This is a genomic window from Halanaeroarchaeum sp. HSR-CO, from assembly GCF_024972755.1.
GTDB lineage: Archaea > Halobacteriota > Halobacteria > Halobacteriales > Halobacteriaceae > Halanaeroarchaeum.
This window is the reverse complement of sequence record NZ_CP087724.1, coordinates 743,016-769,927: the sequence shown is the minus strand read 5'-3', so window position 1 is coordinate 769,927 and position 26,912 is coordinate 743,016. Positions and strand designations below refer to the sequence as shown.

Annotated in this window: 25 protein-coding genes and 1 pseudogene; 4 read left to right on the top strand and 22 right to left on the bottom strand. The window is 58.1% G+C overall.

The window, feature by feature from the left end; translation table 11 throughout:
- Positions 1 to 184: 184 nt before the first annotated feature.
- From HSRCO_RS04025 to HSRCO_RS04005, 5 genes are read right to left on the bottom strand one after another with little or no spacing between them, the layout of a single operon-like run.
- A complete protein-coding gene (locus tag HSRCO_RS04025; protein WP_259519125.1) occupies positions 185 to 1,609 on the bottom strand; it encodes a dihydrolipoamide acetyltransferase family protein in 1,425 nt (474 codons plus the stop codon).
- A gap of 4 nt (positions 1,610 to 1,613) precedes the next feature.
- Positions 1,614 to 2,591: an alpha-ketoacid dehydrogenase subunit beta gene (locus tag HSRCO_RS04020; RefSeq protein WP_259519124.1), complete on the bottom strand. Its 978-nt coding sequence runs from the start codon at positions 2,589 to 2,591 to the stop codon at positions 1,614 to 1,616.
- Positions 2,588 to 3,571, bottom strand: coding sequence for a thiamine pyrophosphate-dependent dehydrogenase E1 component subunit alpha (locus HSRCO_RS04015; protein ID WP_259519123.1), 984 nt, complete (start codon positions 3,569 to 3,571; stop codon positions 2,588 to 2,590). The genes HSRCO_RS04020 and HSRCO_RS04015 overlap by 4 nt, the downstream gene beginning before the upstream one ends.
- 58 nt (positions 3,572 to 3,629) lie before the next feature.
- A complete protein-coding gene (locus HSRCO_RS04010; RefSeq protein ID WP_259519122.1) occupies positions 3,630 to 4,706 on the bottom strand; it encodes a glycerol dehydrogenase in 1,077 nt (358 codons plus the stop codon).
- The gene (locus HSRCO_RS04005; RefSeq protein WP_259519121.1) at positions 4,703 to 5,839 is read right to left on the bottom strand and encodes a zinc-binding dehydrogenase; all 1,137 of its coding nucleotides are present in this window, start codon (positions 5,837 to 5,839) and stop codon (positions 4,703 to 4,705) included. The genes HSRCO_RS04010 and HSRCO_RS04005 overlap by 4 nt, the downstream gene beginning before the upstream one ends.
- A gap of 135 nt (positions 5,840 to 5,974) precedes the next feature.
- On the opposite strand from HSRCO_RS04005, the gene HSRCO_RS04000 reads away from it, so the two are divergent.
- Positions 5,975 to 7,645 (top strand): aldehyde ferredoxin oxidoreductase family protein, encoded by a 1,671-nt coding sequence (locus HSRCO_RS04000; protein WP_259519120.1) that lies wholly within the window; start codon positions 5,975 to 5,977, stop codon positions 7,643 to 7,645.
- Between the two features lie 195 nt (positions 7,646 to 7,840).
- Here the strand turns inward: HSRCO_RS04000 and HSRCO_RS03995 are convergent, their stop codons facing one another.
- The 9 genes and pseudogenes from HSRCO_RS03995 to HSRCO_RS03955 form a co-directional block, all read right to left on the bottom strand.
- Positions 7,841 to 9,148 (bottom strand): ABC transporter substrate-binding protein, encoded by a 1,308-nt coding sequence (locus tag HSRCO_RS03995; RefSeq protein WP_259519119.1) that lies wholly within the window; start codon positions 9,146 to 9,148, stop codon positions 7,841 to 7,843.
- A gap of 313 nt (positions 9,149 to 9,461) precedes the next feature.
- Positions 9,462 to 10,040 (bottom strand): zinc-binding dehydrogenase, encoded by a 579-nt coding sequence (locus HSRCO_RS03990; RefSeq protein ID WP_259519118.1) that lies wholly within the window; start codon positions 10,038 to 10,040, stop codon positions 9,462 to 9,464.
- Between the two features lie 96 nt (positions 10,041 to 10,136).
- Positions 10,137 to 10,490 (bottom strand): annotated as a pseudogene (locus tag HSRCO_RS14570) (alcohol dehydrogenase catalytic domain-containing protein); the annotation flags it as partial.
- Between the two features lie 19 nt (positions 10,491 to 10,509).
- A complete protein-coding gene (locus HSRCO_RS03980) occupies positions 10,510 to 11,475 on the bottom strand; it encodes an NAD(P)-dependent oxidoreductase (RefSeq protein ID WP_259519116.1) in 966 nt (321 codons plus the stop codon).
- 51 nt (positions 11,476 to 11,526) lie between these two features.
- Complete coding sequence (locus HSRCO_RS03975) at positions 11,527 to 12,525, bottom strand: ornithine cyclodeaminase family protein (RefSeq protein WP_259519115.1); 999 nt, start codon at positions 12,523 to 12,525, stop codon at positions 11,527 to 11,529.
- A gap of 71 nt (positions 12,526 to 12,596) precedes the next feature.
- On the bottom strand, positions 12,597 to 13,319 hold the full coding sequence (locus HSRCO_RS03970) for an ABC transporter ATP-binding protein (protein WP_259519114.1): 723 nt from the start codon (positions 13,317 to 13,319) through the stop codon (positions 12,597 to 12,599).
- Positions 13,320 to 13,323: 4 nt separating this feature from the next.
- Positions 13,324 to 14,028 carry an ABC transporter ATP-binding protein gene (locus tag HSRCO_RS03965; protein WP_259519113.1) on the bottom strand — a complete coding sequence of 235 codons (705 nt, stop codon included), beginning with the start codon at positions 14,026 to 14,028 and terminating at the stop codon, positions 13,324 to 13,326.
- Positions 14,015 to 15,052, bottom strand: a complete 1,038-nt coding sequence (locus HSRCO_RS03960; protein ID WP_259519112.1) for a branched-chain amino acid ABC transporter permease — start codon at positions 15,050 to 15,052, stop codon at positions 14,015 to 14,017. Before HSRCO_RS03960 ends, HSRCO_RS03965 begins: the two co-directional genes overlap by 14 nt.
- Before the next feature lies 1 nt (position 15,053).
- Positions 15,054 to 15,971 (bottom strand): branched-chain amino acid ABC transporter permease, encoded by a 918-nt coding sequence (locus HSRCO_RS03955; protein WP_259519111.1) that lies wholly within the window; start codon positions 15,969 to 15,971, stop codon positions 15,054 to 15,056.
- A gap of 194 nt (positions 15,972 to 16,165) precedes the next feature.
- On the opposite strand from HSRCO_RS03955, the gene HSRCO_RS03950 reads away from it, so the two are divergent.
- Positions 16,166 to 17,359: an iron-containing alcohol dehydrogenase family protein gene (locus tag HSRCO_RS03950; protein ID WP_259519110.1), complete on the top strand. Its 1,194-nt coding sequence runs from the start codon at positions 16,166 to 16,168 to the stop codon at positions 17,357 to 17,359.
- A gap of 67 nt (positions 17,360 to 17,426) precedes the next feature.
- Here the strand turns inward: HSRCO_RS03950 and HSRCO_RS03945 are convergent, their stop codons facing one another.
- Entirely contained in the window at positions 17,427 to 17,876 is a 450-nt protein-coding gene (locus HSRCO_RS03945; protein ID WP_259519109.1) for a VOC family protein, read from the bottom strand.
- Positions 17,877 to 17,946: 70 nt separating this feature from the next.
- Between HSRCO_RS03945 and HSRCO_RS03940 the strand changes: the two genes are divergently transcribed.
- A complete protein-coding gene (locus HSRCO_RS03940) occupies positions 17,947 to 18,987 on the top strand; it encodes an NAD(P)-dependent alcohol dehydrogenase (protein ID WP_259519108.1) in 1,041 nt (346 codons plus the stop codon).
- Between the two features lie 70 nt (positions 18,988 to 19,057).
- On the opposite strand, the gene HSRCO_RS03935 is transcribed toward HSRCO_RS03940, so the two are convergent.
- Positions 19,058 to 19,459: a universal stress protein gene (locus tag HSRCO_RS03935; RefSeq protein WP_259519107.1), complete on the bottom strand. Its 402-nt coding sequence runs from the start codon at positions 19,457 to 19,459 to the stop codon at positions 19,058 to 19,060.
- Positions 19,460 to 20,318: 859 nt separating this feature from the next.
- Complete coding sequence (locus tag HSRCO_RS03930; RefSeq protein ID WP_259519106.1) at positions 20,319 to 20,720, bottom strand: thioesterase family protein; 402 nt, start codon at positions 20,718 to 20,720, stop codon at positions 20,319 to 20,321.
- A gap of 134 nt (positions 20,721 to 20,854) precedes the next feature.
- On the opposite strand from HSRCO_RS03930, the gene HSRCO_RS03925 reads away from it, so the two are divergent.
- The gene (locus HSRCO_RS03925; RefSeq protein ID WP_259519105.1) at positions 20,855 to 22,189 is read left to right on the top strand and encodes a glutamate-1-semialdehyde 2,1-aminomutase; all 1,335 of its coding nucleotides are present in this window, start codon (positions 20,855 to 20,857) and stop codon (positions 22,187 to 22,189) included.
- A gap of 815 nt (positions 22,190 to 23,004) precedes the next feature.
- Here HSRCO_RS03925 and HSRCO_RS03920 read toward each other — a convergent pair.
- The 5 genes from HSRCO_RS03920 to HSRCO_RS03900 form a co-directional block, all read right to left on the bottom strand.
- A complete protein-coding gene (locus HSRCO_RS03920) occupies positions 23,005 to 23,664 on the bottom strand; it encodes a hypothetical protein (protein WP_259519104.1) in 660 nt (219 codons plus the stop codon).
- A gap of 31 nt (positions 23,665 to 23,695) precedes the next feature.
- Complete coding sequence (locus tag HSRCO_RS03915; protein WP_259519103.1) at positions 23,696 to 23,830, bottom strand: hypothetical protein; 135 nt, start codon at positions 23,828 to 23,830, stop codon at positions 23,696 to 23,698.
- Between the two features lie 189 nt (positions 23,831 to 24,019).
- Positions 24,020 to 24,979 (bottom strand): permease, encoded by a 960-nt coding sequence (locus HSRCO_RS03910; RefSeq protein WP_259519102.1) that lies wholly within the window; start codon positions 24,977 to 24,979, stop codon positions 24,020 to 24,022.
- The gene (locus HSRCO_RS03905) at positions 24,976 to 25,374 is read right to left on the bottom strand and encodes a helix-turn-helix transcriptional regulator (protein ID WP_259519101.1); all 399 of its coding nucleotides are present in this window, start codon (positions 25,372 to 25,374) and stop codon (positions 24,976 to 24,978) included. The genes HSRCO_RS03910 and HSRCO_RS03905 overlap by 4 nt, the downstream gene beginning before the upstream one ends.
- Positions 25,375 to 25,656: 282 nt before the next feature.
- Positions 25,657 to 26,853: a nitrate/nitrite transporter gene (locus tag HSRCO_RS03900; protein WP_259519100.1), complete on the bottom strand. Its 1,197-nt coding sequence runs from the start codon at positions 26,851 to 26,853 to the stop codon at positions 25,657 to 25,659.
- Between the last annotated feature and the right edge of the window lie 59 nt (positions 26,854 to 26,912).

Sequence of the window (26,912 nt, the reverse complement as noted above, 5' to 3'; positions counted from 1 at the left end):
TAACCTATTGGCGTATCCCTATTTTTGTTATGCCAAATGTTATATACAATACATGTTTGGGGCTGTGGCCGCCGCAGACGGCGGTAGATGTCTGTTACTACTATTTCAGCCGTCCGTCAGCGATATCGGGCGTATTGTTACTAGTAATACGTGAAAATCAATTTTGCGAGAGCAGAATCCGGCCCTACGAAAGAAGCGACGGTGGATTCTCCAGTCGTGTTTTCACGGTCTGGAGGAATTCGACCGCCGTAGCCCCTTCCACGACGCGATGATCGTATGTGAGACACAGATGCATCCGTTTTCTGGGTTCGACCTGGCCATCGACCACACCAGCATCGTCGAATATTTTACACACTCCGAGAATGGCCGTTTGTGGCGGGTTGATCTGCGGCGTGTTTATATAGGCACCCAGGCTCCCCGCATTCGAGATCGAAAACGTACCATTTTCGAGGTCGTGTGGATCGAGTTTCCGCTCCTGAACTTTCGTGGCAACGGATTCGATCGACCGGGATAGCTCTCGAACAGACTGCTGACCGGCGTCATATATGGTCGGTACGATCAACCCGTCGTCACTATTGACCGCGAGTCCGAGGTGAACGTCCTCGTAGATGCGTAGAGCGTTGGCATCTTCTACATACTCGGCATTCAGACGCGGGTATTTCGGGAGGGTCTGTGCGACTGCTCGTGCAACAAAGGCGGTCAAAGAAAGGGAGTCACCCTGCTGTGCTACCCAGCTCTCCTTCAATTCGCCATACAGGTCGAGTAAGTCGGTCACATCAACCCGGGCGGCAGTGGTCGTGCTCGCATAATTGTTCGCCACACGGCTCATCTGATCGAACATCACCTTCTCGCCGCCGGTGATTTCGATCTCCTCCTGGACGGTCGGCTCCAGGTCTTCATCGGGTCCTAGTGTAGATTCACCCGATTCAGGGGCTTGCTGGAGATATTGATGGATGTCGCGTTCACGTATACGGTCCTTGCCGAGAGCCCGACCAACCTGGGGGATCGTTACCCCCTTCTCGTCGGCGACGACTCTGGCCCAAGGGGTTCCAAGGATCTCTTCCCCCTCGCTGTCGGGTGGGAATTCTAGCTGCGCCGCACCAGATGTTCGGTCATCCTCGAGATATCGGTCGATGTCCGCAGGAGTGACGTGATTGACGTTCAGCGTTGTCCCAACTGTATCCACATCGACCCCCGCTTCACGGGCCTTCCGGCGTGCCGAAGGAGTCGCTCGCGTTATGCCCTCAGACCCGTCGACCGGTTGTTCAGCCGGTTTCGATGGTTGGATATCTTCAGATTCGGTGGGTTCGTCAGTAGCCCCTGCAGGTTCGCCTGGTACTGCCGCATCTGCGTCGTCACTTGGAGGAGTCTCACCTTCCTGGCCGATGTACCCCAACACTGTACCCACAGGAACGGTCTCTCCAGCCTCGACTCGCTTATCGAGGACGATTCCATCCTGATTAGCAGTGACTTCGCTAATCATCTTCTCCGTCTCGAAATCCAGAACGGGAGATCCCTCTGTGATGGCCTCCCCCGCCTCGACATGCCACTCGACAAGCGTCCCTTCCGTCATCGATTGACCGCTCTTAGGGAGTGTGAGTTTCTGCATGGAACTACCCCTCAAGAGCATCGATAACGGCTGCTTCAACGTCGTCGGCGTTGGGCAGATAACTCTGTTCGAGATTCTCGGCAAATGGCACCGGCGTGAATGGGGCCGCCACGCGTTTCACGGGAGCATCGAGATAGTACAACGCTTCATCAGCAGCCTCCGCGGCAATTTCGCCACCCATGCCGCCGAATTGAGCGGACTCGTGAACGATCGTCAATCCGTGGGTCTTTTTCACAGATTCCAGTATGGTCTCTTTGTCGAGGGGCATAACCGTTCGTGGATCGATTACTTCGCAGTCGTAGCCCTGCGCGTCGAGTTCGTCGGCTGCCTCCATGGCGACATCGACCATTCCGCCGATAGCCACGATCGTCATGTCCTCGCCACGTCGCTTGATGTCCGCTTCACCGATGGGGACCGTGTAGTCCTCGTCGGGCACGTCTCCCGACACCTCGTATCGCTGTTTGTTCTCGAAGAAGACGACGGGGTCATCGTCCCGAACAGCTGCCTTGAGAAGCCCCTTATAATCGTACGGAGTCGCGGGGGCGACCATCTTCAGCCCAGGAACATTCTGGAACCACGGCATGGGATCCTGGCTGTGATGGAGGCCGAACTGATCGCCGCCACCATACGTCGTTCGGACGACGAGGGGGACACTCGTACCATCACCGTAGTTGAAGTGCATCTTCGCGGCGTAATTGATGAGATGGTCCGCGATCACCGATAGAAAGTCACCGAACATTATCTCGACGATCGGTCGTGACCCGGTGAGAGCTGCGCCGACCACAGTGCCGCCGAGAGTGGTTTCCGAGAGAGGCGTGTCGAAGACGCGATCGTCGCCTAATTGCTCCTGGAGACCTTCGGTTACCTGATAGAGACCGCCGTAATCCCCGACGTCTTCACCGTATAGGAAGACGCGTTCGTCTCGTTCGATCTCCTCTGCAAGTGCCTGGTTGATACTTTCTCGAACGGTCAGTTCGGTCATCGAACGACACCTCCGTTTTCGTCGATCTCGGTGTCCTTATATACCTGATACATTACGTCCTCCGCTGGCATGGGGTCGTTCTTTGCAAATTCGAAGGCCGAATTTACTTCCTCCGTGATCTCTGCGCGTTTGGCTTCGATCCACTCCTCGTCCACGAGACCGTCGTCGAGGATCCGTTCCTCGTGTAGGTGGACCGGGTCCCGCTCTTTCCACTCCTCGATCTCTTTTTCATCTCGTCGTTCCGGGATGACCTCCGCGTGCGGACGATATCGGTATGTTTTGGCTTCAATGAGCGTCGGTCCTTCACCACTTCGTGCCCGTTCAACTGCCCCAGAAACGGACTCGAGCACCACATCGACGTCCTGGCCATCGATGACCTCCTTTGGGATGTCGTGGCCAGCCATCTCACTGATGTTTTCCTCGACAGCGATGACATCCATTGCGGGCGTCTCCTCGATCCATTGGTTGTTCTCCAGGATGAATACGACCGGGAGATCTTCGACAGCGGCGTAATTGATCGCGGTGTGGAATTCACCCCGCGTTGCCGCCCCGTCACCGAAGAAAACACCAGTCACACGATCTTCGTCGAGTTGTCGAGCCGAAAGTCCGGCGCCGACAGCGACGTTTAGATGGCTTCCGATGAGACCGGTGGTTCCCAAGATATGGTTCTCGGAAGACCCCAGATGATGCTGTGTCGTCCGTCCTTCCGTTGGACTGGATTTCGTTCCGTACATTCCAGTAACGACGTCACGCAATGACAACCGCATCAGCATGACCGCCCGGGTCCGGAGCGAGGGGGCGAGCCAATCGTCCGCCTCGAAGGCGAATGTTCCACCAACACCAACTGCTTCTTGCCCGATGCTCAAATGGGGTAGTTCCGGGATCCCGCTATCCTCGTATTCTTCCAGTACTTTCTCCTCGAATATTCGGTTCAACAACAAATACTCGTGAACCTCTTCACGTTCGCTATCACGTGCCATATTCTACCCATAGCAGGACAAACCTAATAACTTTCCACTCAAAAAAGAGCGAGGTCGTTCAATACCGCGCGATGCGCTCGTCTGCCGTTCTCAGGGCCGCGGCTGCGTCGGCGGGATCGACATCCACTGGTTCATTAGACATCGTCGTATTGTCCTTACAGGCGTACTCCGCAACCAACTCGACCAGCTCGTCGTCGACGTCGAAATCGGCAAGACGGCGATCGAGTCCAAGCGTGTGGTACAGATCGAGAGCCTCGGTAATCACGCCTGGTTCGCGATTTTCCAGCACGAGTTGTGCGATGGTGCTAAACGCGATAAGGAGACCATGAGGGGCATCCGTACCAGCCGTGGAGAACCCTTTTCCAAAGGCATGAGCGGCTGCAAGCCCCCCGGACTCGAAACCCATCCCGGAGAGAAGCGTGTTCGTTTCGACGATGGACTCGAAAGCAGGTGTGACTGCATTCCGTTCGCTCGACGCAAGCGCCAGTTCTCCGTTATTCGCCAGGTTCTCGAACGTTGTTTGGGCCAAAGTTACAGCTGCCCCGGTCGGTCGTCCACCGGCGTGTGTGCGTGCCCTCGACCGCTCAACCGCTTCCGCCTCGAAGCGCGTGGCGAAGGCATCCCCCATGCCATACTGCAAGAATCTGGTCGGTGCGTCGGCGATGATCGCAGTATCCACTACGACGAGATCCGGGTCGGTATCCCGATGAACGTACCCCGCGAAATCACCGCTCTCTTCGTACACTACAGCAACCGAACTACACGGTGCATCGGTGCTGGCAATGGTCGGAACAGTCGCCAGTGTGGCACCGATCTTCTCGGCGACTGCCTTGCTCGTATCCAGTGCGACGCCACCGCCAACTCCCACAATGAGGTCCGCGCCGACGGACTCGGCCTGTTCGGCAAGTTCGTCGATTACTGCGTGCGTACAACGATCCACCCCGGATTCTATCGCGGCGACCGTAATTCCGACGGCTTCCAGTGACGACACTAACGCCTCGCTCGCCGATTCGAGCGCCGTCGTGCCGCCGAGAATGACGGCCGTCTCAGCGGACAGCGTCCGGAACGATTGGGGGGCCGACAACACATCACGCCCCTGGACGTACGACGCCGGGGCGAGCAAGCGATTGCTCATACGCCGGATGGGTGAATAGTCGCCCGGTAAGCCTCACCACTCTTCTGTTTCTCGTATGCGGATTCGGCGTCGTCGAAGCCGACTTTGTAGTTGAAGAGTGTATCGAAGGGGATCTCGTCTTTGAGTTGATCGAGAAGAGAGATCGAGGTCTCGAACTGATTCGGTGGATACGCGAGACTCCCCCGAATATCCAGGTCCTTCTGTACGACCCGGGTCGGGTTGACCTCGGTCTCACCACTGTATGCGTAATGGCCGACTTCGACCAGAGTACCACCGTCACGTGGCAACTCGATGCCCTGCCTGAAGGCATCGGGGATCCCGGCGGCCTCGATCACTGCGTCAGGACCAACGTTACCGGGAGTGAGTTCTTTTACCCCACGAATGAGGTCGTCGTCGCCATCGAAGTCGGTGATATCGACGAGGTGGGTAGCACCGAAATCTTCGGCAAGCGATAACCGCTCTTCGATAGCGTCAACAGCAATCACCTGTCCGGCACCCGCGGCCTGTGCAGCGCTCATTGCGAGGAGTCCGACCGGTCCGGCACCCTGGATCGCGACGGACTTTCCAACCCCAATGCCTTCTCTCGCATCCGGGATACCTGGGCTGTAGGCCCGTTCGAACGCTCGAGTCGCGACCGAAAGAGGCTCGACCAGCGCACCGAGCTCGACGTCCATATCATCCGGCAGTTTGTAGAAACTCGAGCGACCATCCGCAATCATGTACTCACTGAACCCGCCGTGGATCCCTTGGCGATACTCGGTACTCATGAACCCGTAGACGTCCCGGTTTTTGCAGGTCGTCGGGCGGGTCGGAACGTTGTTGCAGTACCAGCATTCATTGCAAACGACCCCAGGCACCACAGTGACCTTATCACCCGGCTCGACGGGGCTTCCTCTCGAATCTGTTTCGACGTCCGACCCCACGTCTTCGATAACACCGGCGAATTCGTGCCCGGGAACGACGGGGAACTCGAGGTCCATTCCGCCCTCGTACATGTGGACGTCGGATCCACAAATCCCGCTGAGTTCGACCTTCACGAGGATGTCCTTTGGTTCGAGGTCGGGAACGTCGAGTTGACGGACCGCCAATTCCCCGGGTTCTTCCATCACTAACGCGTCCGATTTCTGTGGCATACAGTCGTTTGTTACAGTTTATCTTACTTGGTCTTTTCCTATTTTCTCGGTCTCCGAGTCAGTTGGGTGGATCGGTAGCTGACGAGAATCAGATCCCCCATAGGATTAATAATGATTACGTTGGAACTAGAGTGTATGCTGCACACACGAGGACCGCTACTGTCCATCGACGTGGGAGAACAAACGTCACACACCGAAGATATCGGCGACATACTCGAGGAATTCATCGGCGGTCGGGGGTTGAATACGAAATTGGCCCACGATCGAATTCCCTTCGATGCCGATCCACTCGGTCGGGATAATCGCCTGTTTTTCTCTACTGGCCCGCTACAGACCTCCACGATGAGTTTTACCGGGCGGATGAGTGCGACGGGGCTCTCACCACTGACGACCGGACTGTTGTCCTCGAATGCAGGCGGTTTTCTGTCGCGAAATTTTGCAGCGACGGGATATGCCGCCGTCGAGGTGACTGGAAAAAGCGACGAACTGGTCGCCATCCACATTACAGACGACGAAATTCGGTTCGAACCGGTCCCGCAACTCAGAGAGGCGAAAATCTCAGATGTAACGGACTACATGGAAAAGACCCATGGCGTGGGTCCGGACCAGATACTGGCGATCGGACCGGCAGGAGAGAATCAAGTCCGATTTGCGTCCATCATGACCTCGGAGAGTAGAGCGTTCGGTCGTGGTGGACTTGGTGCATTGATGGGGTCGAAAAACGTGAAGGCAGTTACATTCGACGGAGACTCGACCCCAACAGTCGAGCACCCTGCCCCGGATACACTGAAGAGCGTAACCCAGGATGCTGCGACCAGTGATAGCCTGATGAAGACCCAGGGCACGACCAGTCTTACCGATATGGCGAACGAGATGGGCTTTTTCCCCTCTCGATACTTCGAAAATACGTCCTTCGACGGATACGAGAAGATAAACGGAGACGTCGTCGAGTCGAAGAAATACAAAAAGGCGACCTGCTCACAATGTGCCTTCGCCTGCAAATTGCCGACTCGAGACGAGGAATCCGGGGTCGAGACGGAAGGGCCCGAGTTCGAAACGGTCATGTCGTTCGGTGGGAACCCCGAGGTAGACGATATCGTTTCCATCATGAAATCCAACGAGCTCTGTGACGAGCTCGGAATGGACACTATCAGTGCGGGCAATACCGTCTCAGCGTATATCGCCGCGGAAGACGAATGGGGCAATGGTGATCTCGTGAACGAGCTGACCGAGAAGATCGCGTACCGTGAAGAGGAAGGCGACCTGCTCGCAGAGGGAGTCCACCGTGTCCACGAAGAGCTCGGTGTCGACGATTGGACTGTCAAGGGCATGTCGTTCTCGGCACACGATGGCCGATTCGCGAATGGCCAGGGACTGTCCTTCGCGACCGCGAATCGTGGGGCCGATCACATGTATTCGACGTTCTATGCCTTCGAGTACCCATTAGTCGACAAGGAACTCGCAGTCGACAACGAGGGACTGGAAGGGAAACCCCCGCTCATCGTAGAACAGGAAGCACTTCGGGCGGTCGAGGACAGCGGTGTCGTCTGTCGGTTCTCCAGGGGAATCGTCACGATGCAAAAAGATCGCCTGGAGGCGATTTTCGACCGGGATTACGACCAACTCGTCGACATCGGCGAACAGATCGTGACCCTTGAGCGACACTTCAATAACGAACGTGGATTCGATCGAGAAGACGATCGCGTTCCCTACGACCTCCCGAAATTCGAGGCGGCCCTGGACGAGTACTACGAGGCCCACGGGTGGAACGACGACGGAACAGTGCCTGAAGAGTTAGTCGCCTGAGGACTCCCTGCGATCGTCTTGCGGATCGCTTTCTCACAGCAATCCATGGGCTCAAATCGACCGACCATAAGCAGTTAAGAAGGAGTCCCAGTCGAGTGGGTGCCCGTAAACGAGCGGCTCCGTAATGATCGTCGCTACGCTCGCTGAGGCCGCAGTGAACCGAAAAAATCGTTCCCTCGAGATCGCTGGACGTCGTTATTGGTTGTGGTACTCGGGCCGTGGGATATTCTTGATCTCGGCGAAGGGAAGACGTCCCTCGTCCGGCCAGAGCGTATACAGGTCGGCCGTCCCATCATCGCGGTCCGGGTGCCAGATGTCGTCAGTGTACACGTCTTCTTGCCACTGATGGCCAGTCACGGTCGTGCGAGTGTTCTGCATCGTCTCCTCGTCGAATTTCACACCCCACGAGGTTGCACTGGTACCGACTTCTTTCTCGTAGTTCAGCGCCGCCTCTTTCATCTCCTCGAGGGTGAAGTCACTCGGGCTGTCCAGACTGGAAATCACGTCAAGGAGAACGTTCGTTCCGAAGTAGTTCGACAGCGAATGACCCGACAGTGGCGGTTCTCCATACTTGTCGTTGTAGGTCTGGACGAACTCCTCGATCCCAGGCGCGTACTCGGGGTTCGTGTTGTACTGGGTGAAGTCCTGATTGATTACACCAAGTGCCGCAGGGTTTCCGACGTTCTCGACGAAGGACTGCAACGAATATCCGCCACCATTACCGATCGCGGCCGGGATGTAGTTGTTCAGGTCCGAACTCTGGTTCCATAGCAGGTGGATGTCCGCGTTGTAGCCAGTGTGATTGATGACGTCGATATCGGCACCTTTCAAATTCTGGATCGACGAGGACAGGTCACTCGTGCCGGCATCGTATTCGATGTCGGAAACGACGTTCATGCCCTCCTCTTCGGACAGCTCGATCACCGTCTCCGCGACGGAATTGCCGTACTCACCGCTCTCGTACATCACCGCGACGTTGAGGTCCTGGGGATCTTTGTCGAGCGCGGGGGCAACGATATCCTTTGCCGATTGGACCCCTGATACCCCAAAGGACGAGGCTGTCGCGTTCGTCCGGAACGTGTTCCCTGGATTGTCTGCAGTAATGCTATCAGCAACTGCACCCAGTTCCCAGTACGGCATATCGAAGCTGGCCGCACGTTGCGTGGACGCTCTCGAAATGGTACTCGAGTAGGAGCCGACGATCGCGTTCACCTCTTCGACGTTCGTCAGATTCTCGACGGTACTGACACCCGCGTCGGCATCGGGAGCGTCCTTTTCGACGAGCTCGATATCCTGGCCGTTTACACCTCCATTGTCGTTCCATTCCTCGACCGCGATCTCGACACCCCGGAAACTCTCCTCACCGAGTTGGGCGAGGCCGCCGCTGAGGGGATACAGCGCGCCGATTTTGACAGGCTGGTCCCCGTTGTTCGTATCGCCGTTACCCTGATTTGTCGAACATCCGGCAAGCCCCGTCGCCAGTGCCACACTCGAAGCGGACACCGCTTTGATGAATTGACGACGATTATGGCTCCCGAACCGGCCGGACTGTGTATCATCTACCATGGCGAACGATGCCACATTATTAGGGCACCAACATAAAAGTTCCTGTAGTTTCCCACACCGTCAGTTGTGGTTCTCGACATGAGTGAACCCAATCTGCCCCAACACGGTGGGGAACGACGAAACGAAGCGTATCGAGAGCGACAGTCGTGACACAGAGACGGCGGCCCCAGGGACGGATTCAGAGCACAAGCCGAATAGCGAATCCATCAGCCCACCATATACGGTCGCTGGGCCGACCACGACGTTACGCTCAGTTCACGTCAATGATCGGTTTAATCACGTCACCCTCGAGGAAATTCCGGAATGCGTCATCCACGGCTTCGACGTCGTACCGTCGAAGCAGTTCGGACATCTCCGATTCGACAGTACCCAGAATATCGATGGCCCGTTCGAAGTCGGCGATCGTTGCACCGTACGAGCCGCTAACCCGTCGCTCACCTCGTACGAACGATGGTGTGGGGATCCCCAGCCTTCCCGTGGGAATCCCAATGACCACTGCATCGCCGCCACGTCGAAGAACCTCGATATTTTCCTCGAGTGCGGCAGTTGATCCAGTTGCGTCGATTAGTATATCGAATGTCCCACCAGTTGCCTCCTCGGACACTGCTTCCAGTGAGGTAACTTCGAGATTTACCGTCTCGATACCGATGGCCGAGATGGTCTCGAACCGGGGTTCGTCGTTGGAGAGACCCCCAATGACGGCGTTACCGCCACTTGACTCGGCAATCAACGCACTGAACGTCCCCATCGGACCCGCTCCGAGCACGAATACGTCATCTCCCGGTGTGAACGAACTCCGTTCGAGGGTCGCCCGTGCCGCAACAGCCATCGGTTCAGTTACTGCAGCATGGTGATGCGGGAGGGATTCGGGAACGGGATGAAGCGATCCAGCCGGGGCAACCGTATAGTCGGCGAACGCCCCATCGAAATGGAATCCGGTAATCTCGACGTCCTCACAGACGTGTTCGTCGCCGTGCCGACACGCAGTACACGTTCCACAGGCGTGCAGTGGTCGCTCCACGACTCGATCACCCTGTGCAAACGAGACAACGTCGTCGCCGACGGCATCGACGACACCGACGTATTCGTGGCCCAAAACCCGTGGTGTCTCGAGAAAGTCATATGCCGGTTTTCGCTGCCATGCTCCGACATCACTCCCACAAACCCCTGCAGAGACCACCCGCAGTCGAACGTCCCCGGGCCCAGGTTCCGGACGCGGCGTTTCCTGCACCTCGAGCGTTCTCTCACTCCCGTTATCACGTAAGGCGATTGATTTCATTTGACGTCGGTGTCCGTCGTTATGAGACGGTCTCGAAACCGTGCTCGTTCCGTACTGAATTGATGTAGGAGACGATTCCACTCCGCAGATCGTATTCCGGGTCGTACCCGAGATCTGCTTTCGCCGCGCTCATGTCCATATGATGATTCCAGGGTGCAGGATCCCCGGCCTGTAACGATATGTCGGCATCGGGAAGATATTCCAAAACGATGTCGGCAATCTCCGCCACTGTAGCACGTTCACCGCACACGTTGTACACCGTTCGGGAGAGGTCCGATTCCGGTCTCATCGCCCCCAGATAAAACGCTTGGGCGGCATCGGCGACGTGTTGCCAGTCGAAGACGTGATCTTTTGGACCGACAGAGACGGGTTCGTTGAGTGCAGGGCCCTCGATCACTCTCGTGTAGGCCGACGCACTCCCCGACTGCCGATATGGTCCATAAACGAGAGTCGGTCGGAGTCCTATCAACGATACCGAATAGTTTTCGCGATAGATGGTTGCCTGATGTTCGTTGTACTCCTTGGCAGCACCGTACAGGGTCTCGGGGTACACGAGGTCTTCTTCGTCGACTTCGGGATCGGCATACCGGTCTGGAGGAGCATACACGGCAGAACTCGATGCCCACGCTACCCGATCGATCTGGTCGTCAAAGGTTTTCGCAGCCTCGAAGACCGTATTGGTTCCCTTGATATTGACGTCGATAGCGTGGCGAGGGTGTTCGTTCGAAAGGTCGGTCAAAAGCGATGCGAGATGGATGATTCGTGTCGCGCCCGACTGGTGAACCGCGTCGAAGACATCGGTCGGATCAGTGATATCACCGGTGATGACCTCCACGGATTCATCGATACCTACCTTTTCCAGAATGGTCGTGTCGTCGTTGATGTCGAATGCGACTGCTGTATTACCACGGTCAATCGCGTGAGCAGCGGTATATGCACCGATAAACCCGGTCCCACCGGTTATCAGGATCGTCTCATCACTCATGTAGAATGCTCAGAACCGGGCCAACTTAAAACCGACCCAAATACGCTACCGTTACTTCCCGGGCATCGCTTCGCTCGCCGGATAAAACTCCAGCGTCGTCCCGAGGTCTGCTCCGATCGCCTTTTCGTACAGCATACTTGCAGCCCCGATCGTTTCGATTCCGGTTCCGCCACTATCGAAGAGCGTGATTTCATCGGGGTCAGTACGACCTGAAGCGGTTCCCTGGACCACCTCGCCGAGTTCCGCGTGGATGTGATCCTCGTCGACGAGCCCGATGTCTTCGGCGTGGAGGAACGAGCCAGCGTCCTGATGGACCCGTTCTCGTAGATCCGGGACGTACTTCGACCGGGCGATCGTCTCCGGTTCGATCTCCTGTTTCGACGGGTCGTACTGTCCCATGGCCGTGATATGGGTGCCAGCTTCGATATTTTCGTCGGCAATCACTGGATCCGAAGCCGTTGTTGCCGTGATGACGATATCTGCACCGGTGATCGCGGCGTCGCTGCTCTCGACGGCACTGACCCTTGCGTCGAGGACTTCGTCGAGATCGGAAGCGAACGACTCCCGATTCTCGACCGTCGGGGAGTAGACACGGACGGTCTCGATATCACGGACGGTAGCGCTGGTGACGAGCTGGCCACGGGCTTGTGCACCAGTACCGATCACAGCAAGGTCAGTTGCATCACGCCGAGCCAATTCGTCCACGGCCACTGCGCCAGCAGCACCGGTTTTGAACGGATTCATGCTGGCCCCATCGATGAGAGCTTTCAATTCTCCGTGGGCGGCATCGAATACCGGCGTAACGAACCAGGCGTCTTCGCTCTCGAATCCTGCAGCGTACATGTACCCGCCCATGTACCCTTTTTCCGGGAGCATTGCGAGATATCCGGTCATCATACCCGGGATGTCATCACGACCCAGTTTCGTCCGGGGCCTGGCATCCGCCCCGGAACCTCGCTCAGCATACGCTTCGCGGACAGCATCGACATATTCTTCGGGAGTCGCGAGCCCAGCGACTTCGTTGCCATCGATGTATTTGACTGCGGTCATACTCCTCATACAGGCATCGACGGTAAAATCGTTATGCTAAATAATTTGCCAGAATCCGACCGCCTGAACTATCAGTGACCGAGATACGCAGACTCGACGACGTCGGTTTCGCGAAGCTCCTCCGTCGGGCCGGATGCAACGACTTCGCCTGTCTGAATGACGTACCCTCTGTCCGAGATATCCAGGGCCAGTTCGGCGTTCTGTTCGACGAGAAGGATCGTCTGTCCCGCGTCCCGGAGGTCCTCGACGATGCCACCGATCGTCGTGACCAACTGCGGAGCGAGGCCGAGGGACGGCTCATCGAGCAGTAGCAGGTCGGGATCCGACATCAGTGCCCGTCCGATGGTGAGCATCTGCTGTTGTCCACCGCTGAGATCGTTTGCCTTGTGGTCGAGGAGATCCGGCAGTTGTGGGAAGTACTCGTAGACTTCCTCGAGGTCCTCCTGAATCTCGTCTTCGTCGCTTCGGTGGTATGCACCTGCGCGGAGGTTCTCTTTGACGGTCAGTTCCGGAAACAGCATCCGACCTTCCGGAGATTGCGCGATTCCCAGCTTCACGATCTCGTCCGGCGCCTTATCAGAGATCACCGTATCCTCGAAGGTGATCGTCCCAGTCCGTGGGTTGATTAGCCCAGAAATCGTCCGCAATGTGGTGGTTTTTCCCGCGCCATTCCCACCAATCATCGTAACGAGTTCGCCCTCATATACGTCCAACGAGACGCCAAACAGGGCCTGCGTCTCCCCATAGAACACCTCGATCTCATCGACTTCCAGGATTGGATTGTTCTCGTTCATGGTTTCACGTCCCCAGGTAGACCTCGACGACTTCTTCGTTGTTCTGTACTTCCTCCGGTGTACCCTCCGTCAATACCCTTCCTTCGTTCAGGACGATGACCTTATCTGAGAGCCTCATCACCACGTCCATCACGTGTTCGACGAGGAAGATCGTGATCCCTTCGTCGTTGAGTTTGTCGATAACGTTCACCAATTTATTTCGTTCCTCGGGGTTGAGACCCGCCACGGCTTCGTCGAGCATCAGGAGGTCGGGGTCGGTCGCAACCGCTTTGGCGATTTCAAGCCGCTTGAGTTGGGCCACGTTCAGATTATCGGCCGTCATGGAGTAATCCCCCTGGAAGTTCACTCTGTCGAGGGTTTCGTGGGCCTGTGCCAACGCCGCTTCACGTCCCTTCCCCTCTCCGAAGGCACCCACAACCACGTTTTCGGTCACCGTCAGGTCATTCAGGGGTTTCGGTACCTGGAATGTCCTGACGATCCCCTTCTGTGTGATCTGATGGGGTTTCAGATTCGTAATGTCTTCATCGCGATAGGTGACGGTCCCATTACTCGGACGATGAAATCCAGTGATTACGTTGAACAGGGTCGTTTTGCCGGCCCCGTTCGGGCCGATCAACCCCACGATATCCCCGTCGGAGATTTCGATACTGACGTCATCTACCGCCACGACGCTGCCAAATCGCTTCGTGATATTGTTAGTCTTCAGCATCGAATGTCACCTCCGGGAAAATCTGGTTAATCTTCCGGCCAACGAACGAGAATCGATTGGCGATCCCTTCCGGGGCGTAGATAATCATCACGATGAGCAACGCCCCGTATCCCATATAGGAGAGCGCACCGATGCTCCCTCCCAGCGATGTCGTCACGTACTGCTGAATCGGCACCATGAGAAACGTCCCAACGATGGGACCCGCAATCGTCCCCATCCCGCCGATCAGCGCGATAAGCGCATAGAGGATCGACAAGTCGAGGGAAAACGCCCCACCCGGCGACAGGAAGGTCACGTAGACTGCGTGCATGCTCCCCGCGAACGCAGTCATCCCTGCGCTGAGTGCAAAGCCATACACCTTGTAGCGGCGAGTGTTGACACCCAACGCCGAGGCCGCATCTTGATCCTCACGGATGGCGAGGAGATAGTACCCCAGTTTGGAGTAGCGTACCCACACCGAGATCAGGATGGCGAGGACGAAGAACGTCAGGAAGAGGTAGAACGTCAGCGTCTTATCGATCATCAACTTCGACAGCCACGGAGGGGTTGTGACCGTGAATCCTTGTGATCCGCCGGTTATTCCGCCGAAATAGTCGGCGAGGAAGAACATTCCCTCGACGACCGCGATCGTTGCCAGGGCGAAATAGTGACCCGATAACGTGAACGTGGGCAGACCGACCAAAACTGCGGCGAGCATAGACAGGACGATTCCGACCCCAATCGCGAGGATTATGCTCATCCCGTGGTCGGTCACCAAAATTGCCGTCGTGTACGCACCGATACCGTAGAAGACGGCGTTTCCGAGTGAGAATTGGCCGCCATAGCCACCGATGATGTTCCAGGCAATCGCACCGATGCCCGTGATGAACACGAGCACGAAGATGTGGACGATATACGAGCTGAAGAGGAGGGGAACGGCCAATGCCAGTACCAGTGCCAGAAGCGACAGGTACACTGTCGGCGTTCCCAGCGTCTGTAGGAGCCGTGTTACGCGTCCCGATGTCGTGGATGCTGAAGTACTCATGTTATGCCTCCCTACTCGCTGAGCGCACGTTTAGCAGACGTTCCAGCAACGTACCATCGCTTCCACCGAGATATCCAGTCGCCCTGAGGACGAGGACGAGGATGAATATGGTGTAATAGACCGGGGCACTCAACGTTGGGTCCCAGTAGAACGAGACCAGGGCCTCGATAATTCCGATCAACACCCCGGCCCAGAGCACACCGAAAACGTTGCCGAGGCCTCCAAGGACGACCACAACGAAGGCGATGAGGACGAAGTTCGCGCCGACCGTCGGCGTCGTCGAGAACATCGACGCCACCACCGGACCGGCAACGCCGACGAGGGCGATGCCGAGTCCGAAGGTGATCATGTATACGAATTCACTACTCATCCCCATCAATTTCGCTGCTTCCTTATCCTGGGCCGTTGCCCGGATAGCGAGTCCAATTTTCGTCTTCTCGAGCAAGAGGTAGAGCCCGACCGCCGCAAGCATCGCGATGAGGAACCCGTAGACCCGAACTTCCGGGACGGGGATGCCGAAGAGGTCGATGCCGCCGTAGCCCGCTCTAATTCCCCTCGGACTCGTCCCCCAGAGGAAGTGAGCGGCGTTTTCGAACACCCAGATCAATCCGACCGTTGCAAAAATTTGTGCGAAGGCTGGCTTGTCGATGATCGGGTGGATGATCAACCGTTCACTGACCACGCCGAACACGAAGAACAGCGGGGCGATGATCAGAATTGAAATGAACGGGTCGAGGCCGAAGATTTCCCACGAGAAGAACGAACTGTACATCGCGAGCATGACGTACTCCCCGTGGGCGAAATTCACCACGTCCATCACGCCGAATATGAGCGACAACCCCATGGCAATCAGGGCGTACACTCCTCCTGTCAATATCCCGTACACGAGTATTTGTACGAGAATGTCTATCTGTACCATATAGTACGCTATCTAAGCTTATCATTAAATATTATTCTATTCAGGATCCGACACCCGCTGCCGTATCGGTGATATCCGACACCCGACAGCGTGGTACCACTGGTGTCAGATCGAGAACTCTACTGCAGAGGCGGTGAAAATCGGCGGCTAGTAATCGGGGAAAAATCTATCCCATCCGGTCGAGGAGGTGAACTATGGAGACTGGACTGGAATCCGCGCATGCGACGTACGATATTCGATCACCTGACCGGATCACGTACGGACTCGGCTCTGTGGGCTCGCTGGGCGAATTCGCCGAGAAGCAGGCGATCGAGACAGCACTGATCGTCACCGACGCCACACTCGTCGAAGTGGGGACCGTGGAGAAACCGATTGCCGCTCTCGAGTCGGCCGGCGTGACGACAGAGGTATTCGACGAAGTCCAGGCCGAACCAACGCTGAAGATGGCGAACGATGCTGCCGAGGCGGTAGTGATGGGGGATCACGATCTTGTCGTCGGGATCGGCGGTGGCTCGAGTATGGATACCGCAAAAGTAGCTGCCGGGATTGCCGACACGTCGAAGGGTGCAAGAGACGTACTCGGCATGGACAAGGTGTCGGACCGAACCCGAAAACTGGCGTTACTTCCAACGACAGCAGGAACAGGGAGCGAGACAACCCATATCGGGGTGTTCGCCGATGAAGATGACGGCGGGACGAAAAAGGTCATCTACGCCGACCCGCTGTTCGCTGACCTGGCCGTGGTCGATCCGGAACTGACAGCGACGCTTCCGGGACCGATTGCAGCACAAACAGGAGTTGATGCATTGACACACGCGATCGAGGCATACGTGTCGACGAAACGAACACCGTATACAGACACACTCGCCCGGAGCGCGATCGAACGCATCGGAGAAAACCTCCGACCGGCAGTCTTCCAGGGCGAAGAAAACGATGGCGCACGGTATCAGATGAGTCTTGCCGCGATGCAGGCAGGACAGGCATTCGTCAATAGCGGCCTGGGTGCGGTTCACGCGTTAACGTATCCGCTGAGTCGAGAGTATCATCTTGGTCACGGCTTGACGAATGGGTTGTTACTCCCGTATGTGATGGCGTACAACGTTCCCGCTGAGCGGAATCGTTTCAGTGATATCGCTCGCTGGTTGGAGCCAGACGACTCGATGGGACCCGAACCAATGGAAAGTGTCGAAGCCGTCTTCAGACTGCTCGATGATGTCGGTATTCCAACAGACATCGCGGGGTATGGCGACCTGGATTCAGACGATTTCGATCGATTCGCCGATATCGCCTTCGAACAGTCGAAACACAACATCGAGAGAAATCCCCGCACCCTCGATCGGTCGGACGTGATCGCCATTTTCGAGAACGCGTATACCGGGGAATACTAGCGACTGAGCCGCCAGTCGAGAACTATTTGCTGCGGTGGGTGATTGCGATCCGCTCGCGGTCCCCGTGCTACGGGGGAGAGACCAGTTCGATCAGATTGCCTTCCGGATCGCGCAAAAACAGGATAGTGGTCCCGCTCTCGGTCGTTACCGGTTCACTGATCGTTTCGACGGCGGCGTCCAGTGTCGAATAGAACGCAGCGACGTCGTCATACTCGAACGCGAGATGCACCGCGCCACGGTCAGTCACAGCGGGAGCAGCTCTGTTCTCACCGTGCGGATCGTATTCGACGAGTTCCAGAAGGACGTCGCCCATAGAGAGACGGGCGAACTGCCCAGTTGCGTCATCTGCTCCGATCCCTTTCTCGAAGGCCTCACCCGTTACCGTGAATTCCTCGACGAGTTCGAAGTCGAAGGTTTGTTCGTAGAACGCACGAACAGCATCGAGATTGGCGACGGCGATACCGACGTGGTGTGGAGTCCGGTCGACCATCACTGGTAACTCGTCGTCAATTGCCATTGTAGCTTTCGGCACCGTCGATCGATCGGTACCCAAACATCCATTACAGATACGGGTGAATATCTCACCCATGCGTGCAGCACGATTACACGAATACACGGACGACATGCACGACGCCTTCGAGATCGAGGAGATTCCTCGACCGGAGATCCAGAGTCCAAATGACGTGCTAGTCGAAATCGACGGGGCGGGTTGGTGTCAAACAGACAACCATATTGTCGAAGGGATGTGGACGAAATACGTCGACATCGACTTCCCACAGACCCTGGGACACGAAAATGCCGGGACCATCGCTGAGGTCGGGGAGGACGTAACCACTGTCGAACCCGGAGACACGGTTATTGTCCATCCGCTCGACACGTGTGGTGAATGTAGAGCGTGTCGGCAAGGCAAGGACACCTACTGCGAGAATTCGGCATTCCCTGGAATGAACAGAGATGGCGGATTCGCGGAGTACCTACGGACTTCGGCCCGTTCCGTCGTCCCACTTCCGGACGATGTCGATCCCACAACGGTCGCTCCGCACGCAGACGCAGGTATCACTGCCTATCACACGGTGAAAAAAGCGGTCGGTGGACTGAATCCCGGTGACTATGCGATCGTCCTTGGAATCGGGGGGTTGGGCCATATCGGCCTACAGGCACTGGACGCGATGAGTGCCGCGAAAATCATCGCCATCGATGTAAAAGAGGCTGCACTCGGCCTGGCCGAAACGTTGGGGGCCGATCACACGATCGATTCGTCCTCCACCGATGTCGGCACAGCTATCGAAGAGATCACGGACGGCGAAGGGGCCCAGCAGGCGATCGATTTCGTCGGTCGAGACGATACACTGGCACTCACGGAGGACATGCTCGCGCTCGGCGGCGACCACCACGTGGCAGGGTACGGCGGGCATCTGCATGAGACATCGCAGACGTTGGTACACGGAGAATGGGCCTACAGGGGTTCGCTCATCGGTCAGTATACCGAATTACAGGAACTCATGGCGTTAGTGGCCCAGGGTGACGTCGAGTTGCAGACCGAAACATACGATCTGGCGGAAATAAACGACGTCGCCGCGATGCTGGAGGCCGGAGAGATCGAAGGGAGAGCGGTACTCGTTCCGTAACGGTGAGTTCCGTTCAAAGACTCAGCGGTGGGACGGATAGAATGGCAATAGCGTCGGTCCCACTCGACAGTTAGTTGACTACCGTCACTGCCTGGTCCGCTTCGAGAATGACTGACTGAGTGACGCTACCCAGGATTGCCTTCTCCGTCGGACTCCGTTTGCGCCCGGAAATGACGATTTCGTCGAAGTTCCCCTCTGTTGCAAGAGAGACGATACCTTCAGCAGGCGGCGACGACACGTCTTGTGTCGCGACCGCGATATCAGCATCCTCTAGAATTTCCTTTGCCCGTCGGACTGACTCGACTCGATCCGGTTGTTGCATCTCCGCCGTGACCTGCTTTTCCCTTCCAGTACGTGCGTGGGTGATCGTTACTTCGATTGCTTCGCTTGCACAGGGAAGGTTCCTGACGTGTCTCGCCTGGCGCTTCGCCCGGTCGTTGTCATCGCCGACGGGGATGAGAATCTTGTACATTTGCGTGCTGATACCTATATGGGTCATCCACTTAAATTAGGTTGTTCGATGAGATGTCGTGTCGGGAGATACGCCTCGAAGCGACCCCTCCAGCGTGGTGCGACGGTTACAGTTCCTCGGCCGTGTCGGCGACCCGACGGCTTCCAGACGATTCGGGGCGTTCCCACGAGCACGATAGCTGTCCCTGTCCACTGATGAACTCGGACCGAGCCGGTAGCTCTCGCACCCACTGTGTCACAGTCCCATCTGCGTATCGAGGCTCTCGGTGTGCCTTCCGCTGCAACCCCCCCCCCCCTGCAGCTAATGTGCGATCATCAGTGCGCTTCATGGGTTGAATGTGCAATCGACGCCGACATCCGACCGCTTGAAGACTCCAGTGTACAGGCAACAGCTATATTGATCCCAGTTGTGGGTGTACCCGGGCGGCCAGTATCGTGAAGGAGAACACGATAGTGAGCCGCCCTGCGATACGACAGTCACGTGAGCCGCCCTGCGATACGACAGTCACTGGTCTCGCCGAGACGGCCCGCACCCCAACTCGAAGTGATGGTTGCCGATAGCGACGCTCACCGACACAACATATCAAATATCCCTAGAAAGAATTAATTCGACTGCGGTAGCATTGGTAACTGGTGTCAGTGCCACCTGCACCGATGGAAGACAAACGTCCCAGCGGGATAGTCCATTGTCAGCCGGTTCACGCCACCACATCCATCCCCCACTGGCACCACGGTTGAACTCCATCTCCCCCCATATCTCCCCGAATTTCCCACGGTCTCTCCCCTTTCCCTCATACCACAGACGCGGAGAGCGTCGGTTGGCGGACGAGTGGATACCTATCAGTACCGATTCGTTCGTTTCAAAGACCCTCGAACGCAGTAATTGGCCGTCGCCACGTTTCGGGGATGGGAACAGATCGACCAGTCTCCCGGTCAATAGCCACGAGAACGACTTCTGCCGTGGCAACCCGTCCATCGTCGGTCCGTATCTCGTAGGCGATGTCAAAACTGGTCGTGCCAATATCGGTTATTCGCTGGGCGACAGTCACGGAGTCCTCTAGTGTGACTGGCGCGATATACTCGATTTCTTGTCGTTTGACCGCGAGCGGCGCAAGATCATGTCGCTCGCCGACCACCTCGGCCCAATAATTCGTTCGTGCCTGTTCAAGCCAGCTAAAATACACCGCTTGATTGACGTGCCCTTGCGGGTCGAGATCTCGATATTGAGGATGTACCGTTGTGGCGTACGCGTCTTCGGCCATGCAGCGAATCCACTCGTCGATCGGCAAAATACCACCGGATAAATCAACAGTGGCACTGCCGTCCTGGACCGCCGTGTAAATCGGGCCCGGGAAAATTCGCCATCTATTTTTCATCCGGGGTCGAAGCACTCGCTATGTCCCGCGAACGCTCCCGTGCACTCTACGACCGGGCTCTCGACGTCCTCGCCGGCGGCGTCAACTCGTCCGTCCGCGCCACCAAGCCGTATCCCTTCTTCGTCAAACGCGGCGACGGCGCCCACGTCATCGACGCCGACGGCAACAAGTACCTCGACTACGTCATGGGTTACGGCCCGCTCCTCCTCGGCCACACCCTCCCCGACCGCGTCGTCGCCGCCATCCAGTCCCAGGTCAGCGACGGCACTATGTACGGCGCACCCACCGAAGTCGAAGTCGAACTCGCCGAGTTCATCGTGCGCCACGTTCCCTCGGTGGAGATGCTCCGGTTCGTCAACTCCGGTACCGAGGCCACCGTCTCCGCCATGCGACTGGCCCGCGGAATCACCGGCCGCGACAAAGTCGTCATCATGCAGGGCAGCTATCACGGCGCCCAGGAGGGGACCCTCGTCGACGGCGATCCCGACGGTGCCGAGCCATCCTCACCCGGCATTCCCGATTCGTTCGCCGAGCACACCATCCCCGTCCCCTTCAACGACGAGGAAGCCATCACTGCCGTCTTCGAGGATCAAGGCGAGGACATCGCCGCCGTCCTCACCGAACCCATCCTCGGCAACCACGGTATCGTCCACCCCATCGACGGCTACCACCAGACGCTCCGCTCGCTCACCGACGAGTACGGCGCCCTCCTCGTCTTCGACGAGGTCATCACTGGCTTTCGCGTCGGCGGTCTCCAGGGCGCCCAGGGCGTCTTCGACGTCGAACCCGATCTCACCACCTTCGGCAAGGTCATCGGCGGTGGCTTCCCCATCGGCGCTATCGGCGGCAAGACCGAATACGTAGAGCAGTTCACGCCCTCGGGCGACGTCTTCCAATCCGGCACATTCTCCGGCCATCCCGTCACCATGACCGCCGGCCTGGAGACGCTGCGCTACGCTGCCGAGGAGAACGTCTACGAGCACGTCGAGGAACTCGGGACCATGCTTCGCGAGGGCCTGGCCGACCTCGTCGCCGACCGCGCGCCCAGTTACACCGTCGCGGGCCGCGACAGCATGTTCAAGATCATCTTCACCCGACGGGGCGGTCCCCAGAGCGAAGGGTGTGCCGGTGGCTGTCGCCAGGACGAGGCCTGCGACCGCTACGAGTACTGCCCGAAGAACGGGGCGGACGTCGATGCCGCCGCCACCGATCGCTGGGAACGGCTCTTCTGGCAGGAGATGCTCGACGAAGGCGTCTTCCTCACCGCCAACCAGTTCGAATCCCAGTTCGTCAGTGCTGCCCACACCCAGGCGGACATCGAGGAAACCCTCGAAGCGTACAAGGCCGTCCTGTAGGGTGGAATAGATCGCGTGGCGGTCGGCGACGACTGCCAACACCGGCGACACGACGACCTTTTCGCCACCAGCCAGAAAAATTACTTCTTCGATAGGTTACCGGTAAGTCGTAGTTGAATTGACAGCATTCTTTTGATTGTCAGGAGACGTAAGATTGTTCGTTTGTATAATTATCTTGCCTAGTAGGTCAAAGATGGGTGTTTTTCTAAATTGCGGTATTATCTGAAAAAGCCCCATAGTATCTGTATTTTCTACAATATAATATAGTATCGACTGCAATCACACTTATTATTGCAGCTTTCGTAGAGGTTTTTGCCAGTAATCCATGTGTCATTAAATTGTATATTGTAAATTTGTAGTAGTGAAATTAAGTAACACGGAGACCGTTATACTGCTATCTGATACGCATTTATGCGGCGATAGTGACTGCCAACGATAGGACATATTCGCTCCAGATGGGGTTCCGGGATCGACCAGTTCCCGATGCCAGTAGTGGTCACTCGAAAAGGGCCAGACCACGCGAGTCCCAAATGACCGATACAAATCCGATGCCCGTGTCGACGGAAAACGAAGAGGATCCAAATCGTGAAAAGAACGGACGGGGTAGCACGGCGAACTCGCCAATTGACCGTACGGACAATGAGTCTGTGTCACCCACCTCCCACCCCACCAATCGTCAGACGCGACAAGTCGGGTTGGTCTGCACGGGTTGGATGGAAGGCCACCGAGGCACCCCACGACCTATTCAGCGTGCTACCCCGACGCATCAGATCACAGGCCAGTATCGACGGAACGCGTGTCGAACGGCTCGGGCGTCACCCCGTAGCCACGACCATTGCCGCCTCCCGATAGTTCGCCAGCGCCAGCACCGTGACACCGGCGACGAGTACGGCTATCTCGCCCCTGGAGATGCTCCAGTCGCCCGGTCCCCGCACCCGTTCGAACTCCTCGCGCCACCGTGGACCGGATTCCTGGTGCCAGAGCATCACTCCACGGGTCGCCACCGCGATGGCGACCAGTGCACTGAGTTCGTATACCCCACTCCGGCCCAAGATCACCGACAGCGAGGGTGCCAGTCGGCCGGTCTGGACGGTCAGCGAGTTCGTGCCCCAGATCACCGCTCCCTGCATCCACATCACGAGAACGACCAGATACCCGAGGGGCGTCCGAATCGACCGGAACGCGTTCGCGGCGACGACGAGCAGGCTGAATCCGAGATTCCAGGCGAATAAGGAGACGAACTCCCGGCCGACCGTCTCGGCGGTTCGCGACGTGGGTCCCGGGCCCCCCGTGCGGCGGAGCAACGCCTCCGGCAGGAACAAATACGAAACGGTCCAGGCCAGGAGGAACAGCACGAAACACAGCGTCCACAGCGAGAGAAAGCGGACGACGACGTGGTCGTGGTTGACGAGGCCGCCGATGCGGCGAGCGATCCGATTCGCCAGAGACGGTCGCGTTTCGCTCGAAGTGATCACGAGGGCCGACACCCCCTGTTCGGTGCAACGATCATGGGTCGTGGTTCGTTCCGTCGTTCGCGGTCCGAGCCGGCCTGGCCGAGGACGGTCGGTGGTCGACGACGTCCTCGTGGATCGATCCGCCGGCGGGTATCTCCCCGATCGATCCGACCACGGGCCACTCCACGATCGGTCCGACCACGGGTTGAGCCGCGAATCCTGCTCCAAGGACGACCACGTGCAGCATCGATGCCGACATTCCCGAGGGGAGGCCCTGGCACTATACGTATTGTTCGTGACACGTCAAGTTAAAGACGGCCCCACTGATCGACGTGGTCCCGACAGTGGATGACCGCGCCATCAGGGCGACCCCGACTCAGAGTACACCAACGAGGACCATGTTGAACAGGACGCCGACGGCGATGCCGATGGCGACGACGGTGGCCGCGTAGATGCCGAGCAGTCGACGGTCGAAGAGTTTGTTCAACAGGATCAGGTTCGGGATACTGATTCCGGCACCACCGATCACGAACGCCATAACGGTGCCGATGGGAATACCCTGTTCGGCCAACGAGTGAGCGATGGGGAGCATCCCGCTGATACTGACGTACAGCGGCGCACCCGCGAGCGCGGCGAGTGGCGTCGCGAGCGGATTCTCGGGTCCGGCGATCCGCAGGAGAACCGATTCGGGGACGGCGCCGTGGATGAGGGCACCGATCGCGATGCCGACGACGATGTAGGGAAGCGTGTCCCAGAAAAAGGAGAGCGCGCCACGGCCGGCAGCGGTGACCCGTTCCGCGTGAGTGCTGGCCGGTGAGCCAGAACAGGCACACTCCGTGGTGCCACCATCGGTCGTGATCTCCCGGCTGCCAGTCGTGATCCGGACGTCCTTGACGTACCGTTCGAGGTCGAGCGTGCCGATAACCAGCCCACCGACGACCGCCGCGAGCAGTGCGGTGAGGACGTAGACGAGGGTCACGGTCGGCCCGAACAGGCCGAACAGCAGGAACACCGCGATCCAGTTGACGATGGGCGAGGCGAGCAGGAACGAGAACGCCAGTCCGAGCGGAGCGCCAGCGCCCAGCAACCCGGCCAGGACGGGCACCGTCGAGCAGGAGCAGAACGGCGTCACGGCGCCGAGGCCCGCCGCGAGAACGTTCCCACTCCCGTGGTCCCGGGAGCGGAGCATCGCCTCGACGCGCTCCGGCGGGAGATACTCCTGGGCGAGGCCTACGAGGAACGAGGCGCCGATGAACAGCGGCGTGAGGATCACCGCCAGGTGGACGAAGTACGCCCAGGAATCCAGCAGCGCAGTCTCGTACCCCGACGGGATCATTCGCCGTCACCGAGTGCGGCGGCGAGATCGAGCATCTGGAGGGTCAACGTATCCGTGATGCGGTAGTGAGTCCACTTCCCGTCCTTTCGGGTACCGACGATACCCGCCTCCCTGAGCCGAGCGAGGTGGGAGGCCACCGTCGACTGGGGAACGTCCAGCACCGCCTCGAGGTCGCAGACACAGAGTTCGCCATCACGAAGCGCCTCGATGATGCGAAGTCGTTTCTCGTTCGCCAGCGCCTTGAACACCGTCTGTTCGGCCTCGATGATCTCGTCCGAGGCCACCCTGTTGGCCGGTAACTGACCCTCACAACAGGCCCCACCGGTCGCCCTGTCGAGTGTGCCACTGGCCGATTCGCTCTCGCTCCGATCGAGCGCGTCTGGAGTGTCGCCCATCGGAGGTCAATCCTCGGATTCGATTTCTTCGATCGTCATCTCACCACAGCAACTCGATTCCTCATTCTCCTCGGTATCCGTCCCGAGCAAGCGGTCGAGTAGTGACATATATATCGAATTATCCCGATATGACTTATGTGCATCGGTGACTCTCCAAACCGTGGAAACGGGGAGAAATCCCGGGGGAAACTCCACCCGAAATCGCTCTCGTGATAGGGCCCGTCCCTCGGGGATACCCGCGGCTCACCAGGGTTACCCGAAGACAGTCGCCCGTCGAGAGGCCTACGTACGGGGCATTTTGAGCGTGAAAACGATAATGAGGACCATCAGCGCGGCGAGAACGAGGTAGCCCTCGTCGAAGAAGCCGCGGTCGGCCAGGATGCCGAACAGGACCGGCCCAGCGGACCCGAGCGTCGCCGCCGTCGTCCTGACGACACCCAGGCCAGTACCCCGGATATCTGCCGGTATCGTATCGGCGAGATACGATTGGGTGATGGCCCCCGACCCGAGCATCGTGCTGACGAGTGCGGTGACGCCGACGATGATCCAGAACCCCTCGATGAACGGCAGCGCCCCCAGACCAAAGACCGGCCCGACGAGCACCGCGAGAAGCGAGCCACGCATCCCGATGCGGTCGTAGGCCGCCCCCGAGACGGGTTTCACCACGACGCCGACGCCGAAGAACAGCGCGAACACGGTCCCGGCGACGGAGGGCGAGAGCCCCTTCACCTCGACGAGGTAGGTCGGGTAGAACCCGGTGAACGACTGCCAGACGAGGATGTAGACGAAGAGGACGACAGTGACCAGTGCCATCGACGTCGTCCGGAGTTCGGCGAGGACCTGGCGGGCCGTCTCCACCGAGAACCCCGAGTCATCGGTCGACTCGCGGTCGGGAACGACGACCCAGATGACCGCGGCGAGGAACACGAACAGCGGGACGAACATCCCCAGACCGAGTTGCCAGGCGACGGCCGCTGCGAGCAGACCGACGAGGGGCGGGAAGACCGTCTGTCCGATGTCACCCGTCGCCATCGTTACCCCGAGTGCGCTCCCGATGTTCTCCGGGTAGATTTCCGTGAGGACCGTGATGCGTGCGATGGGATACAGCGAGAGACCGAGCCCGACCAGTCCGGTCGCCAGGAAGACGACGATGGGGCTTCCCGTCAGGACGACGATGGACAACGCGAGGGCGACGACCAGCAGCGCGACGGTCATGATGTACCGCTCGTTGTACCGATCCGCGAGGATGCCACCCGGCAACTGCCCCAGCGCGGACCCCAGCCAGATCGTGGTCACGAGCAAGCCCGCGATGGAGAGCGAGAGCCCGTAGGCCTCCCGAATGTACGGCAACAAGACGGGATAACTCATCCGCGTCCCGACGAGCAGTCCCCATCCCGACGCCACCGCGAGCAACACCCGGCCGCGTCCGTCACCACGGAGCGCGGACACCGACCGGCCGACGGAGTCGAGTGCGTTCATCGATTGAGTGCAGTTTGGTTCGAAGCGTGAAATACCGTGCCATTGCCGATTCCGATGCC

What these genes read in the sequence shown, in the direction of transcription:
- HSRCO_RS03935 (WP_259519107.1), bottom strand. Translation starts at nt 19,459, where the DNA reads ATGTACAAGATTCTCATCCCCGTCGGCGATGACAACGACCGGGCGAAG.
- HSRCO_RS04000 (WP_259519120.1), top strand. Translation starts at nt 5,975, where the DNA reads ATGCTGCACACACGAGGACCGCTACTGTCCATCGACGTGGGAGAACAA.
- HSRCO_RS03975 (WP_259519115.1), bottom strand. Translation starts at nt 12,525, where the DNA reads ATGACCGCAGTCAAATACATCGATGGCAACGAAGTCGCTGGGCTCGCG.
- HSRCO_RS03980 (WP_259519116.1), bottom strand. Translation starts at nt 11,475, where the DNA reads ATGAGTGATGAGACGATCCTGATAACCGGTGGGACCGGGTTTATCGGT.
- HSRCO_RS04015 (WP_259519123.1), bottom strand. Translation starts at nt 3,571, where the DNA reads ATGGCACGTGATAGCGAACGTGAAGAGGTTCACGAGTATTTGTTGTTG.
- HSRCO_RS04025 (WP_259519125.1), bottom strand. Translation starts at nt 1,609, where the DNA reads ATGCAGAAACTCACACTCCCTAAGAGCGGTCAATCGATGACGGAAGGG.
- HSRCO_RS03950 (WP_259519110.1), top strand. Translation starts at nt 16,166, where the DNA reads ATGGAGACTGGACTGGAATCCGCGCATGCGACGTACGATATTCGATCA.
- HSRCO_RS03965 (WP_259519113.1), bottom strand. Translation starts at nt 14,028, where the DNA reads ATGCTGAAGACTAACAATATCACGAAGCGATTTGGCAGCGTCGTGGCG.
- HSRCO_RS03990 (WP_259519118.1), bottom strand. Translation starts at nt 10,040, where the DNA reads ATGGCTGTTGCGGCACGGGCGACCCTCGAACGGAGTTCGTTCACACCG.
- HSRCO_RS03945 (WP_259519109.1), bottom strand. Translation starts at nt 17,876, where the DNA reads ATGGCAATTGACGACGAGTTACCAGTGATGGTCGACCGGACTCCACAC.
- HSRCO_RS03970 (WP_259519114.1), bottom strand. Translation starts at nt 13,319, where the DNA reads ATGAACGAGAACAATCCAATCCTGGAAGTCGATGAGATCGAGGTGTTC.
- HSRCO_RS03930 (WP_259519106.1), bottom strand. Translation starts at nt 20,720, where the DNA reads ATGGCCGAAGACGCGTACGCCACAACGGTACATCCTCAATATCGAGAT.
- HSRCO_RS03925 (WP_259519105.1), top strand. Translation starts at nt 20,855, where the DNA reads ATGTCCCGCGAACGCTCCCGTGCACTCTACGACCGGGCTCTCGACGTC.
- HSRCO_RS04005 (WP_259519121.1), bottom strand. Translation starts at nt 5,839, where the DNA reads ATGCCACAGAAATCGGACGCGTTAGTGATGGAAGAACCCGGGGAATTG.
- HSRCO_RS03955 (WP_259519111.1), bottom strand. Translation starts at nt 15,971, where the DNA reads ATGGTACAGATAGACATTCTCGTACAAATACTCGTGTACGGGATATTG.
- HSRCO_RS03940 (WP_259519108.1), top strand. Translation starts at nt 17,947, where the DNA reads ATGCGTGCAGCACGATTACACGAATACACGGACGACATGCACGACGCC.
- HSRCO_RS03905 (WP_259519101.1), bottom strand. Translation starts at nt 25,374, where the DNA reads ATGGGCGACACTCCAGACGCGCTCGATCGGAGCGAGAGCGAATCGGCC.
- HSRCO_RS04010 (WP_259519122.1), bottom strand. Translation starts at nt 4,706, where the DNA reads ATGAGCAATCGCTTGCTCGCCCCGGCGTCGTACGTCCAGGGGCGTGAT.
- HSRCO_RS03900 (WP_259519100.1), bottom strand. Translation starts at nt 26,853, where the DNA reads ATGAACGCACTCGACTCCGTCGGCCGGTCGGTGTCCGCGCTCCGTGGT.
- HSRCO_RS04020 (WP_259519124.1), bottom strand. Translation starts at nt 2,591, where the DNA reads ATGACCGAACTGACCGTTCGAGAAAGTATCAACCAGGCACTTGCAGAG.
- HSRCO_RS03960 (WP_259519112.1), bottom strand. Translation starts at nt 15,052, where the DNA reads ATGAGTACTTCAGCATCCACGACATCGGGACGCGTAACACGGCTCCTA.
- HSRCO_RS03910 (WP_259519102.1), bottom strand. Translation starts at nt 24,979, where the DNA reads ATGATCCCGTCGGGGTACGAGACTGCGCTGCTGGATTCCTGGGCGTAC.